General features: G+C 71.7%; 2 protein-coding genes. Both read right to left on the reverse strand.

Features of this window, described 5'->3' with window-relative positions; genetic code table 11:
- Nucleotides 1-110 precede the first annotated feature (110 nt).
- Complete coding sequence (locus ACWEQQ_RS04155) at nt 111-7,466, reverse strand: amino acid adenylation domain-containing protein (RefSeq protein ID WP_452347050.1); 7,356 nt, start codon at nt 7,464-7,466, stop codon at nt 111-113.
- Between the two features lie 261 nt (nt 7,467-7,727).
- Entirely contained in the window at nt 7,728-15,158 is a 7,431-nt protein-coding gene (locus ACWEQQ_RS04160) for an amino acid adenylation domain-containing protein (RefSeq protein WP_452347051.1), read from the reverse strand.
- Nucleotides 15,159-15,280: the final 122 nt, after the last annotated feature.

Consider the following 15,280-nt stretch of genomic DNA (forward strand, 5'->3'; position numbering starts at 1 on the left):
CTGGTGGCAGGGCTGTCGGTCCCCCGCCGAGGGACCGGTCACGCGCGCTTCCCCAAAGGAGTATTCAGTCCTGCGGGCGGGAGGGCCACTCCGGGCCGCTCACCAGGCGCTCATCGGGCGGTGGCGGCCCCCGGGACGGCGACGACGGTCAGACCCGACCACCGCGCGGGGACGGGCAGCCCGTCCACCACGAGGGCGGTGAGATCATCCAGTTCCGCGGGGTCCGGCCCATCGAGCCGGGACCGGTCGGCGAACAGGTGGGTGACCCATTCGTCGGCGAGGGTCTCGGTCAGATCGGCTCCGGCCTCCGCCAGGACCATTGACGCCCCGACGCCGCCGGCGGCGACCGGTTCGATGAGCGCGAGGGGGTGATCCGCCAAACCGGACCAGTAGGTGCGTGATTCGAAGATGAGCTCGGACTCGGCCCGCACCCGATCCACCATGGCCGCGACCTCGTCATAGCTCAGCGACGCCCGGCCCGGCGCCGCGAAGGCGGTGTCATCGCCGCGCAGCGCGCGAATGCGGTGCGCGTAGGTGACCGGCCGGGCCGATTCGGTGGCGACCTCGGCGGCCACCCCGGGATCGTCCAGGGCGAGCCAGTCGATGCCGGGCACGGCGACCGGTTTCCCGGCGGTCAGGCCCACCTTCACGTCCAGTCCGCTGGGCGGCAGCCGGTCCAGACCGGCCAGCGGCACCACCGCCGCACCGGTCTTGAGCACGGCCCAGGTGGCCACGGCCAGGTCGGCTCCCCGGTCCAGCCGCACGGCGACGCCGGTGCCGGGGCCGCAGCCGCGCCCGATCAGGAAGCGGGCCAGTCGCGAGGAGCGGGCGTCGAGGTCCCGGTAGGACACCGTCTCCTCACCCCGGACCAGGGCCGGACCGTCGGGGTCGTCCTCGACCGCGGCGGACAGCGACTGTGGCAGCGCCGTGCCGTGCGCGGTGGTGGTCACCGCCGGGGCGGGCGCGGGCAGCGCCCGGGCGCGGGCGCGCTCGGCCGGGCTCAGCAGGTCGATGTCGCCCACCGGCACGTGCGGATCGGCGGCCACCGCGGCCAGGATGCGCACCAGGCGCGCACCCAGGGCCTCGATGGTGGACTCGTCGAAAAGCTCGGTGGCATAGGAGAAGACGACGGCGAGGTCGCCCGGGGTGCCGTCCGCGGCGAGCGGCCCGGCCTCGACGCCGATCTGCAGGTCGAACTTGGCGGCCTCCAGCGCCGCGTCCACCCCGGAGACCGACAGCGCTCCGCCTCCCCGCGCTTCGGGCAGCTCGAGCTCGGCCACCTCGTTGTGCTGCAGCGCCAGCACCACCTGCAGCAGCGGATCGGCCTGGCCACGGCCGGGCGCGACCGCCTCCACCACACGCTCGAACGGCACGTCCGCGTGCGCGAAGGCCGACAGATCGGTTTCGCGGGCGGCGGCCACCAGATCGTCGAAGGAGGCGGCGGGATCGACCGTGCTGCGCAGGGTGAGGGTATTGACGAACATGCCGACCAGGCCGTCGAGCACCTGCTCGCCACGCCCCGCGATCGGGGTGCCGACGATGATGTCCCGGCTGCCCGACTGCCGCGCCAGCAGGACCGCGACGGCCGCGTGCATCACCATGAACAGTGACGCATTGTGGCGGCGCGCAATGCGATTCAGCTCGGCGTGGATCTCGGCGGGCACCACGTAGTCGACCAGCGCGCCCGCCATGGACGGCGTCGGCGGGCGGGGCCGGTCCAGCGGCAGCAGCGGCCGCGCGGGCAGGCCGGCGAGCTGTCCGCGCCAGTAGTCCACCTGCGCCGCGGCGACGGAGTTCTCGTCGGTGTCCGAGCCGATCACCGCGTGCTGCCACAGTGCGAAGTCGGCGTACTGGACGGGCAGCGGCGCCCAGCCGGGCGTCTCGCCCGCGGCGCGCGCGGTGTAGGCGATCATGAGATCGCGGGCCAGCGGCGCGAAGGAGGCGCCGTCGGCGGCGATGTGATGGGCGACCAGGATCAGCAGGTAGTCGTCGGGCGCGTCCCCGGTGAGCAGTCGCATGCGCACCGGAACCTGGTGCGCGACATCGAATCCGGCGTAGATGAGCTCCTGCACCCGCGCGCCGATGTCGTGGGCGCGCTCCGTCTCGAGACCACCCGCCAGCGCCTCCGCGACCGAGAGCACCTCCTGATAGGGAGCGCCGCCGGGGCCCGATTCCGGGTACCGGGTGCGCAGTACCTCGTGGCGGGTCAGGACGTCCTCCGCCGCCCGTGCCAGCGCGGGCACGTCGAGGATGCCGGTGAGGCGGATGACCATCGGGATGTTGTAGGCCGGGGATTCCGGGTCCAGCTGATTGAGCACCCACATGCGCTGCTGTGCCAGCGACAACGGCACCCGCGCCGGCCGCTCCCCCGCCACCAGCGGCGGACGCGCACCGGTCGCGGTGCCCGGCACGATCCGGGCGGCCAGACCGGAAACCGTTGCGGTCTCGAAGAGTTCGCGCACCGAGACGGTGGCTTCCAGCGCTTCGTTGATCCGCGAGACCGCCCGGGTGGCGATCAGCGAGTTGCCGCCCAGCTCGAAGAAGTCGTCGTCCGCGCCGACCCGGTCCGCGCCGAGCAGATCCATGAAGACGCCCGCCACGATCTCTTCGATCGGGGTCGACGGCGCGCGGAAACGCCGGGGCTCGAACACCGGGGCGGGCAGGGCCCGGCGGTCCAGCTTGCCGGAGGCGTTGAGCGGGAAGGCGTCCATGACCGCGATCGAGGAGGGCACCATGTAGGCCGGAAGCAGCTGCGTCAGAGCGGCTTTCACCTGGGTAGGATCGACCTCCGCGGCGGGGTCGCGAGCCACGTAGCCGACCAGCTGCTCACCGCCCTGCGCGTCGGCGCGCACCACCACGACCGACTGGGCCACCCCGGGCTGGGCCAGCAGGGCCGCCTCGATCTCGCCCAGTTCGATGCGCAGGCCGCGCAGTTTCACCTGGAAGTCGGTGCGGCCCAGGTATTCCAGTTCGCCGTCGGCACGCCACTTCACGAGGTCGCCGGTGCGGTACATGCGCGCGCCGTGACCGAAGGGGTCGGCGACGAACCGGTCGGCGGTCAGGTCCGGGCGGGCCACATAGCCGATGGCCAGCTGGTCACCGGCCAGATACAGCTCGCCCGGGACGCCGGGGGCGACCGGTCGCAGCCGCGAATCCAGCACGTACAGTGCGGTATTGAAGACCGGCCGGCCGATCGGCACCGACACGGTGTCGGCGTCGGTCACCTCGTGATAGGTGACGTCGACCGCGGCCTCGGTCGGACCGTAGAGGTTGTGCAGTCGGGCGGTGGTCAGCTCCCGTAGTCGCTGCGCCGTCGGCGCGGGTAGTGCCTCGCCGGAGGCGAACACCTGACGGAGTTCGATTGCCCTCCGCTCCGCTCCGGGCGGGTTGCTCTCACCCAGTGCCGCAAGGAAGACCGCGAGCATGGACGGCACGAAATGCACGGTGGTGACACCCTGTTCGGCGATCACCCGGGCCAGGTACACCGGATCGCGGTGCCCGTCCGGGGTGGCGAGCACCAGGCGTGCGCCGGTCTGCAAGGGCCAGAAGAACTCCCACACCGAGACGTCGAAGGTGGCGGGAGTCTTCTGCAGCACCACGTCCGCGTAGGTCAGGCGGTACCGCGCCTGCATCCAGACCAGCCGATTGACAATGGCGGCGTGACTGACGGCCACGCCCTTGGGCCGACCGGTCGAGCCCGAGGTGAACAGGACATAGGCCGGGTGCCCCGGCCGCAGCGGACGGGTCCGTTCGGCGTCCGAGATCGGGGTGCTCGTCCACCTCCGCGCCCGTTCCTCGGCCTCCTCGACGAAGCGGGCGGGAGTGCCGCTCCCACTGTCGAAGCCGTCCCGCCGGGTGGTCAGCACCAGGCGCGGCCCGGCGGTGCCGAGAATGTGCTCGTTGCGGTCGAGCGGCTGTTCGGGGTCCAGCGGCAGGTAGGCGGCGCCGGTCATGAGGACCGCGTACATGGCCACCACCAGCTCGGTGGAGCGCCGGATGGCCAGGGCCACCGAGGTTTCCGGCCCGACCCCGTAGCCGTCGATGAGTTCGCGGGCCAGTCGGCGGGCGCGGTCGGCCAGTTCCCGGTAAGTGAGGCGCTCGTCCGCGCAGACCAGTGCCACGATGTCCGGAGTGTCGGCGACCTGCGCCTCGAACATCGAGATCAGGGTCGGCGCGACAGCGTTCGGCAGGCCGGCCGCGGCGGTGACGTCGAAGCCGGTGGCGTTCCAGTCGGTCAGGACGCGTTGGCGTTCCTCGGGTGCGAGCAGGTCGAGGTCCCCGACGGGTGCACCCGGGTCGGCCGCGACCAGTTCCAGCACGCGGGCGAAGCGGCGGGCGAACGACGCGATGGTCGGCTCGTCGAAAAGGTCCAGCGCATAGGAGAATTCGGCCGCCATCCCGGTGCCGTCGCCGCGCTCGTCCACCGTCTCCTGCACGGTCAGCTGCAGGTCGAACTTGGCGAAGGGCACCTCGAGGTCGGTGCCGGAGACGGTGAGCCCGGGTAGCCGGAATTCGGCGGGCGCCAGGTTCTGGAACGAGAGCATCACCTGGAACAGCGGATTGCGCGCCTGCGAGCGGGCCGGGTCGAGCAGGTCCACCAGTCGTTCGAAGGGCACGTCGGCGTGGCCGAAGGCGCGCACGTCGGTGTCGCGCACCAGGTCCAGCAGGTCGGCGAACCCGGCGGCGGGATCGACGTCGGTGCGCAGCACGAGGGTATTGACGAACATGCCGATGAGGTCGTCCAATTCGGCCTCGCCGCGCCCGGCCACCGGCGTGCCCACGGCGATGTCCCGGGTGCCGGACAGCCGAGCCAGCAGGACCGCGAGTGCCGTGTGCACGACCATGAAGGTGGTGCCGTTGTGGCCGCGGGCCAGCCGGCGCACGGCGGCGTACACGTCGTCGGCGAGTTCGAAGCGGTAGGTGCCGCCGCGATACGAGGCGACCGGCGGGCGCGGGCGATCCGACGGCAGCACCAGTTCGTCGGGCAGTCCGGCCAGTGTCTCGCGCCAGAAGGCGATCTGCCGTGCCAGCGTGGAGTTCTCGTCGTCCTCGGCGCCGAGTGCCGTGCGCTGCCACAGGGTGTAGTCGGCGTACTGCACCGGCAGCGGAGCCCAGTGCGGCGCGGCCCCGGAACTGCGGGATACGTACGCGGTCATCAGGTCCCGGGTGAGCGGGCCCATGGAGAAGCCGTCGGCGGCGATGTGGTGCACCACGCCGACCAGCACCTGCTCGCCGGGTCCGAGGCGCAGCACCCGCAACCGGATGGGCGGGGTGGCGGTGACGTCGAAGCCCGTCCCGCCGAGAGCCATCACCCGGGTGGTCAGCTCCGCGGCATCGATGTCCTCGACCGGCAGGTCGGGTATCGCACGGGGATCGGTGAGCGGCAGCACCTGCTGATAGCCCTCGCCGTCCACCTCCGGGTAGACGGTGCGCAGCACCTCGTGCCGCTCGACCAGGTCCCGGACGGCGGCGCGCATGGCCTCGAGGTCGAGTTCGCCCGAGAGCCGCACCGCGAGCGGCACATTGTCGACCGCGCTGCCGGGCGCGAACCGATTGAGGAACCACATGCGCTGCTGCGCATAGGACAGCGGCACGCGATCGGGCCGCGGCCCGGATACCAGTGCGGGGGCGGTATTCCCGCTCGCCTCCCCGGCCAGCAGTGCGGCCAGGTCGGCGACGGTGGACGCCTCGAACAGCACGCGCACCGGAACCCGCAGGCCCAGCGCGGTACCGATGCGGGCCACGGCCTGGGTGGCCAGCAGCGAGTTGCCGCCCAGCTCGAAGAAGTCGTCGTCGGAGCCGACACGTAGCGGCTCGGCGCCGGGCGGGGTGAGCAGGCCGGAGAAGACCTCCGCGACAGCGGCTTCGGCGGCGGTGGCGGGGGCGCGGAAGGCCCGGGTGGTGAAGACCGGTTCCGGCAGCCGCTCGCGGTCGACCTTGCCGACCGGGGTCAGCGGGATCTCGTCGAGCACCATGATGGCGGCGGGAACCATGTACGCGGGCAGCGATTCTCCCGCGAAGGCCGCCAATTCCGCCGTGTCCAGAGCGGTTCCGGGGCTGGGCAGCACATAGGTGACCAGGGCGGCGGCGCCGGTGGGCAGGGTGGTGCCCAGGGTGACCGCGAAGTCCACGCCGGGGTGCGCGGTGAGGGCGCTGTCGATCTCGCCGAGTTCGATGCGCAGACCGCGGATCTTGACCTGGAAGTCGGTGCGGCCGTGGTGTTCGAAGTTCCCGTTCTCCAGGCGTTTGACCAGGTCGCCGGTCCGGTACAGCCGCTGCCCGGGTTCGCCGTAGGGTCCGGCGACGAAGCGTTCCGCGGTCAGCACGGGCCGGTTCAGATAGCCCGCGGCCAGTGCCGGTCCGGCCAGATAGAGTTCGCCGACCACGCCGGGCGGCACCGGCCGCAGGCCCGCGTCCAGCACGTACGCGCCGATGCCGGGCAGCAGGGTGCCGATGTGCGTGCCGCCGCCGGGCGGCAGCGCCGCGGTACCGGTGGACAGCGCGGTGACCTCGGTCGGACCGTATTCGATATGGAAGTCGCGGTCGGGGGTGATCCAGCGGTCCACCAGGGCGGGCGGCACCCGCTCGCCGCCGCACATGATGGCGCGCAGGTCCTGCGGGACAGCCGGATCCAGCGATTCCAGCACCGCCGGCGTGATGCAGATGTGGGTGATCCGTTCGCGGCGGAGCAGCTCGGACAGCTCGTGGCCGCCGAACACGTCCGGCGGCACCACGACCAGGGTGGCGCCCGCGGTGAAGGCGTACAGCATCTCGACGATGGAGAAGTCGAAGCTCGGGGTGGTGAGCTGGGTGATGCGGGAATCCTCGGTCACCGCACGGCTTTCCCGGCGGGCGGCCAGTCCGGCCAGCCCGGAGTGGGTGATGGCCACACCCTTGGGCTTGCCGGTCGAGCCCGAGGTGTAGATGACGTAGGCCAGGTGCTGCTCGGTCAGCGGCCGGGTGCGGTCGGCGTAGGAGATCGGGTGCGCGGGCCGGGCCGCGATGCGCTCGGCCCGGGTGGGATCGTCGAGCTCGATCCAGTAGGCGGCGGTCCCCAGCCCGGCCCGGTGGGTCGCCAGGGTGACACCGAATTTCGCACCGGAGTCGGTGAGCATGTGCTCGATCCGGTCGCCCGGATAGGTCGGGTCCACCGGCAGATAGGTGGCGCCGGTCTTCACGATGGCCCACATGGCCAGCACCGATTCCACCGAGCGCGCGATACCCATGGCCACCACGTCACCTGGGCCGATGCCCAGGGCTATGAGTTCGCGCGCCACCCGCGAGGACTGCTCGTCGAGCTCCCGGTAGGTGAGTTCACGCTGGTCGGAAGGATTTCCGGTGGGATTGAAGCTGATGGCGACGGCATCGCCGGCGGATTCGACTGCCGCGGTGAGCAGTTGACCGAAGAAGGGGCTGCCGGACCGGCGGCGTCTGCTCCCACGGACTGATCTACGGGTTGTATCCATCCGTGTTGTCCACCTCACACGTCCAGCAATCCACACACGTCGAATTTCTTCGACAGCCCGGGCCGAGAAACCGACTCGCCCGGGCGAACCGGCACAGCATAGCCGCGCACAGCAGCTACGGCGGCTCGAACTGGAGGGACTATCGGCGGCCCGGCCCCGGCGTTGCACCATGTGACCTGCGCCATAGCGATTGCTTTTCGCTACCACTCGCGCCGCCGGGAGGTGGATCCGGCGGCGCGAGCACGGCCCGCTAGCGCTCGGCTACTCGGGCAGGACGAGCACGGCGGCGTCGGTCCAGCGCTCGGCGGCCGTCGTCGGCGCGTCGAGCACCACGGCCCGAAGATCCTCGAGCGGAGCGGGATTCAGCTCGCCGAGGCGATCGTGGTCGGCGAAGACGTGGGTGACCCACTCGTCGGCCAGCGTCTCCGAGAGATCCGGTCCGGCCGAATCCACCAGGACCACAGAGGCTCCGACCGCGCCCGCCGCGACCACTTCGATCAGGGTCAGCGCCGAGTCGGCCGCACCGTGGTGGAAGGTGCGCGACTCGAAGGTCAGGTCGAGAGCGCGGGCCCGGTCCACCGCGGCGGCCAGGCCGTCGTAGGTGAGGGTCCGGTCCGCCGCCGCGTAGGCGATGTCGGTGCCGCTCAGTGCGCGAATCCGGTTGGCGTAGGTGACCGGTCGCGCCGATTCGGCGGCGATCTCGGTCGCCGTCTCGGAGTCGTCGAGCGAGAGCCATTCGATGCCGCGCACGCTGTCGGGCGCGGTGCCGACGGTGATGCCGACCTTCACATCCCGGCCCGGGACTTCCGCGGCCGCGAAGGGCACCACCATGGTGCCCGCCTTCAGCACCGCCCACGCGGCGACCACCTGGTCGACGCCACGGTCCAGCCGCAGCACCACGCCGGTGCCCGGACCGCTGCCCCGGGCGATGAGCACCCGGGCCAGCCGGGAGGAGCGGGCGTCGAGTTCCTGATAGGTGAGCGCCTCGTCGCCCCACACCAGCGCCGGGCCGTCCGGGTCGTCCTCGGCGGTGGTGGTGAGCACCTGGGCCAGGGCGGCACCACGCACGCCGAGCCCGGCGGGTTCCGGCGCGGGCTGCGACAGTGCCTGCACCGCAGCGGATTCCGCGGCGTCCAGCAGCACGATGTCGCCGACCGGCAGCTGTGGATCCGCGGCGACCGAGGTGAGCACCCGCTCGAGGGCCCGGCCGAAGGACGCCATGGAGGATGCCTCGAACAGCTCGGTGTCGTAGTTGAGGATCACGGCCAGCTCACCCGCAGCGCCCGCCGCGTCGGGGCGCGGTTCCACGCTGATCTGCAGATCGAACTTGGCCGTCGCCAGCTGGGTATTGACCGCCGCCACCGTCAGGCCCGGCAGCTCCAGCACCGGGGTATCGGTGTTCTGCAGCGAAAGCACCACCTGCAGTAGCGGATTCGCCGCGGTTCGGCCGGGCGCGGCGAGTTCAGCGACCCGTTCGAACGGCACATCCGCGTGGGCGAAGGCCGACAGGTCGGTCTCGCGGGCCCGCTCGACCAGCTCGTCGAACGGCGCGGCCGCGTCGACCCGGGTGCGCAGGGTGAGGGTATTGACGAACATGCCGACCAGATCGTCGAGCGCACGCTCGCCGCGCCCGGCGACCGCCGTGCCCAGGACGATGTCGGCGCTGCCCGACAGCCGCGACAGCCAGGCCGCCACCGCCGCGTGCACCACCATGAACAGCGACGCATTGTGGTTGCGCGCCAGGCGATTCAGCCCCGCGTGCACCTCGGCGGGCAGGGTGAAGTCGAGCAGCGCGCCGCGCATCGCGGCCGCCGCCGGGCGCGGCCGGTCCAGCGGCAGGATCGGGCGGTCCGCCAGTCCGGCCAGCTGCTCACGCCAGAACGCGACCTGCGCGGCGGCGGGCGAGTCCGCGTCGTCCTCGACGCCGATGGCCGCCCGCTGCCACACCGCGTAGTCGGCGTACTGCACCGGCAGCGGCGCCCACGCCGGGGCCTCGCCGGCGGCGTGCGCGAGGTAGGCGGTCATCAGGTCGCGGGCCAGCGGGGCCATGGAGGCGCCGTCGGCGGCGATGTGGTGGGCCACCAGGACCAGCAGGTAATCCTCCGGGTCGTCGCCGGTGATCAGGCGCACCCGCACCGGAACCCGCTGGGCCACATCGAATCCGGTGCCGACCAGCTCGGCGACCCGGCCGCCGATATCGCCGGACCGCTCCACCTCGAGGCCGTGCGGCAGCACATCGGCGACCGAGAGGATCTCCTGGTAGGCCGGTGCGCCCGGAGCCGATTCGGGGTAGCGCGTACGCAGCACCTCGTGGCGGGTCAGCACATCCTCGACGGCGTGCCGCAGGGCGGGCACATCCAGTGCGCCGGTGAGGCGGACGACCATCGGAATGTTGTAGGCCGGGGACTCCGGATCCAGCTGATCGAGCACCCACATGCGCTGCTGCGCAAGGGAGAGCGGGACGCGCGCCGGACGCTCCCCCGCCACCAACGGCGGACGCACGCCCGTCGCGGCCCCCGGCACGATACGCGCCGCCAGACCGGAAACCGTTGCGGTCTCGAAGAGTTCGCGCACGGCCACATTGGCGTCGAGGGCGGCGTTGATGCGGGCCACCGCGCGGGTGGCGATGAGCGAGTTGCCGCCCAGCTCGAAGAAGTCGTCGTCCGCGCCCACCCGGTCCGCGCCGAGCAGTTCGGCGAAGACATCGGCCACGCTCTCCTCGATCGGGGTCGAGGGCGCGCGGAAGGTCCTGGCCTCGAACACCGGGGCCGGGAGCGCCCTGCGGTCCAGCTTGCCGGAGGCATTGAGCGGGAACGCGTCGAGCACCACGACGGCGCTGGGCACCATGTAGGCCGGAAGCGCCCGGGCCAGACCGGCTTTCAGCTCCTCGGCGGTGGCCTCGGGGCTCACCACGTAGCCGACCAGCTGATCGCCGGTGTGCGCGTCCGCGCGTACCACCACGACCGACTGCGCGACGCCCGGCTGCGCCAGCAGCGCCGCCTCGATCTCGCCCAGCTCGATGCGCAGTCCGCGCAGCTTCACCTGGAAGTCGGTGCGGCCCAGGTACTCCAGTTCACCCGCAGCATCCCACTTCACGAGATCGCCGGTGCGGTACAGCCGTTCACCCGTGCCGAACGGATCGGCCACGAAGCGGTCGGCGGTCAGATCGGGCCGTTCGACGTAGCCGCGCGCCAGCTGCACACCGGCGAGATACAGCTCGCCCGCGACACCGACGGGCACCGGATTCAGGCGCGAATCCAGCACGTAGACACGGGTGTTGAAAACGGGGCGGCCGATCGGCACCGACACCGTGTCGGCATCGGTCACCTCGTGATAGGTGACGTCGACCGCGGCCTCGGTCGGACCGTAGAGGTTGTGCAGCCGCGCACCGGTCAGCTCCCGCAGCTGCCGCGCGGTGGGTGCGGGCAGCGCCTCACCGGAGGCGAACACCCGACGGAGTTTGATTGCCCTCCGCTCCGCTCCGGGCGGGTTCGCGGCGCCGAAGGTCTCGTTCTTCCCTCCCTCCGCTCCTCCGCTTCGCTCCCCCGCTCCACTCAGTCCAGAACGAGACGCGCCGCGAACCATCTGGCCGGCTTCACCCAGTGCCGCAAGGAATACCGCGAGCATCGACGGCACGAAATGCACCGTGGTGACACCATGTTCCGCGATGATCTGCGCCAGGTACACCGGATCGCGATGCCCGTCCGGTTTGGCGACCACCAGGCGCGCACCGGTCTGCAAGGGCCAGAAGAACTCCCATACCGACACGTCGAAGGTGGCCGGGGTCTTCTGCAGCACCGCGTCTTCCGCGGTCAGCGCGTACTCGTGCTGCATCCACACCAGGCGATTGACGATGGCCCGGTGCTCGACGGCGACGCCCTTGGGGCGGCCGGTCGAGCCGGAGGTGAAGATGACGTAGGCGGTGTGTTCCGGCCGCAGCGGCCGGACGCGCTCGGCATCGGTGATCGGCGCGCCGCTGTGCGACCGCGCCGCGGCCTCCGCCCGCTCCACCATTACGGTCACGACATCACGTGCACCGGCGTCGAATTCGTCCCCCTCGGCAGTGAGCAGCAGACGCGGGCGCGCGGTGTCGAGAATGTGGCCGATGCGGTCGAGCGGCTGGTCCGGATCCAGCGGCAGGTACGCGGCGCCGGCGTGCAGGACCGCGTACATGGCCACGACCAGTTCCGTCGAGCGCCGCAGAGCCAGCGCCACCAGTGACTCCGGCCCCACGCCCTCGGCGATGAGCAGCCGCGCCAGGCGATTGGCCCGTTCGGACAGCTCGCGATAGGTGAGGGTCTCCTCCGCGAAGCTCAGCGCGACGGCGTCCGGGGTGGCCGCCACCTGCGCCTCGAACCGCGAAACCAGGGTCGCCGCAGCGCCTTCCGGCAGCGTCGCCGCCACGTCGAAGGCGGTGGCGTTCCAATCGCCCAGCACCCGCTGCCGCTCCCCCGCGGAGAACAGCGCGAGATCGCCGACCGGAGCGGCCGGGGCGGCGGTCACCGCGGCGAGCACCCGCTGGAAGCGGGCGGCCAGCTCGGCGACCGTGGCGGCGTCGAACAGGTCCAGGGCGTAGGAGAATTCGGCGGCCAGGCCGGTGGCGTCGCCGTGCTCGTCGTGCGACTCCTGCATGGTGAGCTGCAGGTCGAACTTGGCGAACGGGATCTCGAGGTCCGCGCCGGCCACCGTGAGCCCGGGCAGTTCCAGGCGGGTGGGCGCCATGTTCTGGAAGGTCAGCATGACCTGGAACAGCGGATTGCGGGCCTGCGAGCGGGCCGGGTCCAGTAGTTCCACCAGGCGCTCGAACGGCACGTCGGCGTGGCCGAAGGCGCGCACGTCGGTCTCGCGCACCCGTGCCACCAGGTCCGCGAAGGAGACGGCCGGGTCGATGTCGGTGCGCAGCACCAGGGTGTTGACGAACATGCCGATGAGGTCGTCGAGTTCGGCCTCACCGCGTCCGGCCACCGGCGTGCCGATGGCGATGTCGCGGGTGCCGGAGAGGCGGGCCAGCAGCACGGCCAGCGCCGAGTGCACCACCATGAACAGGGTGGTGTTGTGCGTCTCGGCGAAATGCCGGGCGGCCGCGTAGATCTCGTCGTCGATGCGGAAGGCGTGGGTGCCGCCGCGGTAGGAGGCGACGGCGGGCCGCGGCCGATCCCAGGGCAGCACCAGCTCGTCGGGCAGGCCCGCGAGAGCCTCGCGCCAGTAGGCGATCTGGCGGGACAGCGCCGAGTCCGGATTGTCCTCGCTGCCCAGCGATTCCCGTTGCCACACCGCGTAATCGGCGTACTGCACCGGCAGCGGGGCCCACTGCGGCGCGCCGCCGCGCATGCGCTCGGCGTAGGCGGAGACCAGATCGCGAGCCAGCACGCCGATCGAAACACCGTCGGCGGCAATGTGATAGATCGCGGCCACCAGCACGTGCTCGTCGGGCGCGAGCCGCAGCAGGCGCAGCCGCAGCGGCGGCGCGGCGGTGACGTCGAAGCCGGCGCCGACCACCTCGGCCACCCGGGCCGGGATCTCGGCGGCGTCGATGTCGACGACCGGCAGTTCGGGTAGCGCCCGCGGATCGCCGGCCGGCAGCACCAGCTGGTAGCCCTCGCCGTCGACCTCCGGGTAGATGGTGCGCAGGACCTCGTGGCGCGCAACCAGATCCGCGGCCGCGGCGCGCATGGCGTCCACGTCGAGGGCGCCGGACAGCCGTACCGCGAGCGGCATATTGTCGACCGCGCTGTTCGGGTCGAAGCGGTTGAGGAACCACATGCGCTGCTGTGCGAACGACAGCGGCACCCGGTTCGGGCGGGGCAGCGAGCCGAGCGCCGGTCCGGCGGTGGCCGGGGCCGATTCGCCGTCGAGCCGGCGGGCCAGCTCGGCCACGGTCGAGCCCTCGAACAGCGCGTGGACCGGGACCCGCACACCGAGTGCGGTGCCGATGCGCGCGGCGGCCTGTGCGGCCAGCAGCGAGTTGCCGCCGAGTTCGAAGAAGTCGTCGTCCGCACCCACCCGCGCGTCCGGATTGTCCGGAATCAGCAAGGCGGCGAACACTTCCGCGACGATCTCCTCGGCGCGGGTGGCGGGGGCGCGGAACTCGCGGGCCGCGAAAACCGGTTCCGGCAGGGCATTCCGGTCCAGCTTGCCGACCGGGGTCAGCGGAATCTCGTCCAGCACCAGCAGGGCGGCGGGCACCATGTAGGCGGGCAGCGATTCGCCGACGTGCGCCGCCAGCGCCGCGGTGTCCAGGGTCGCGCCCGGCCGCGGCAGCACGTACGACACCAGCGCGGTCGCGCCGGAGGGCAGCGTCTTGCCCAGTGTCGCAGCGAAATCCACGTCGGGGTGCGCGCTCAGCGCATTGTCGATCTCGCCGAGTTCGATGCGCAGGCCGCGAATCTTGACCTGGAAGTCGGAGCGGCCCAGGTACTCGATGACGCCCGGGTTGTCCGATTCGGCGGGGGTGCGGCGCACCAGGTCGCCGGTGCGGTACAGGCGCGCGCCCGGCGTGCCCGCGGCCTCGCCGAAGGGACTCGCCACGAAGCGTTCCGAGGTCAGCCCCGGTCGCCCCTTGTAGCCCTGCGCCAGCGCCGGACCCGACAGGTACAGCTCGCCGACCACGCCGTCCGGCACCGGCCGCAGGCGCGAATCCAGTACGTACGCACCGACACCCGGGATGGCGGAGCCGATGGTGATCGGCTCGCCGGGCAGCAGCGGGGCGCTCGAGGTGGCGAGAATGGTCGCCTCGGTGGGGCCGTAGCCGTTGTAGAAGGAGCGCTCGGCGGTCGCCCAGCGCGACATCAGTTCCGGACCGAATTTGTCACCGGCCACCACCACGGTGGTCAGCTCGGTCAGCCCGGCCGGATCCACCGATTCCAGTGCGCCCGGGGTGATCAGCACATGGGTGACGGCCTCGCGGCCCAGCAGCTCGGCCAGTTCCACGCCGCCGAAGACCCCGGCCGGTGCGATGACGAGGGTCGCACCGGCGGTGAAGGTCAGCAGCAGTTCCAGCACCGAGACGTCGAAGCTCGGCGAGCAGACGTGCAGCACACGCGAATCCGCGGTGACCGCGTAGTGCTCCCGCTCGGCGGCCACCAGCCCGGCCAGGCCGGTGTGGGTGACCACCACGCCCTTGGGCTTTCCGGTCGACCCGGAGGTGTAGATGACATAGGCCGGATGCTGCTCGGTGAGCGTGCCCGGCCGGTCGGCGTAGGAGATGGGGTGATCCGGGTGCGCGGCGATACGCTGCGCGTGCGCCGGATCGTCCAGTTCGATCCACTCGGCGGCGGTGCCCAGCGCGGCGCGGTACTCCCGCGTCGTCAGGCCCAGCACCGCGCCGGAGTCGGTGAGCAGGTGTTCGATGCGATCGGGCGGATAGGCCGGATCGACCGGCACGTAGGCGGCGCCCGTCTTGGCGATGGCCCAGACCGACAGCACCGATTCGATGGAGCGGGTGATGCCGATCGCGACCATGTCGCCGGGGCCGACGCCGCGGCCGATCAATTCCCGGGCGAGCTGCGAGGATCCGGCATCGAGTTCGCGGTAGCTGATCTCGCGCTGGTCGGCCGGGTTTCCAGTGGGATTGAACCGGATGGCGACGTCGTCGGCGGCGGACTCGACCGCGGCGGTGAGCAATTGCCCGAAGAGTGGGCTGCCGGACCGACGCCGACGATTACCGCGAGCTGTACGGCGGGCAGTATCCATTCGCGTGCATTCACCTCTCGGGTTCATCTTTTCCGCAGGCCGAAGACACTCGGCCCGACCCACGAAAAATGGCGTCTTGTTCCCTATGGATCGCCAACGGGTGAGCGGATCAAACAATCATA

The sequence above is a fragment of the Nocardia sp. NPDC004123 genome, assembly GCF_053603795.1.

What these genes read in the sequence shown, in the direction of transcription:
- ACWEQQ_RS04160 (WP_452347051.1), bottom strand. Translation starts at nt 15,158, where the DNA reads ATGGATACTGCCCGCCGTACAGCTCGCGGTAATCGTCGGCGTCGGTCC.
- ACWEQQ_RS04155 (WP_452347050.1), bottom strand. Translation starts at nt 7,466, where the DNA reads ATGGATACAACCCGTAGATCAGTCCGTGGGAGCAGACGCCGCCGGTCC.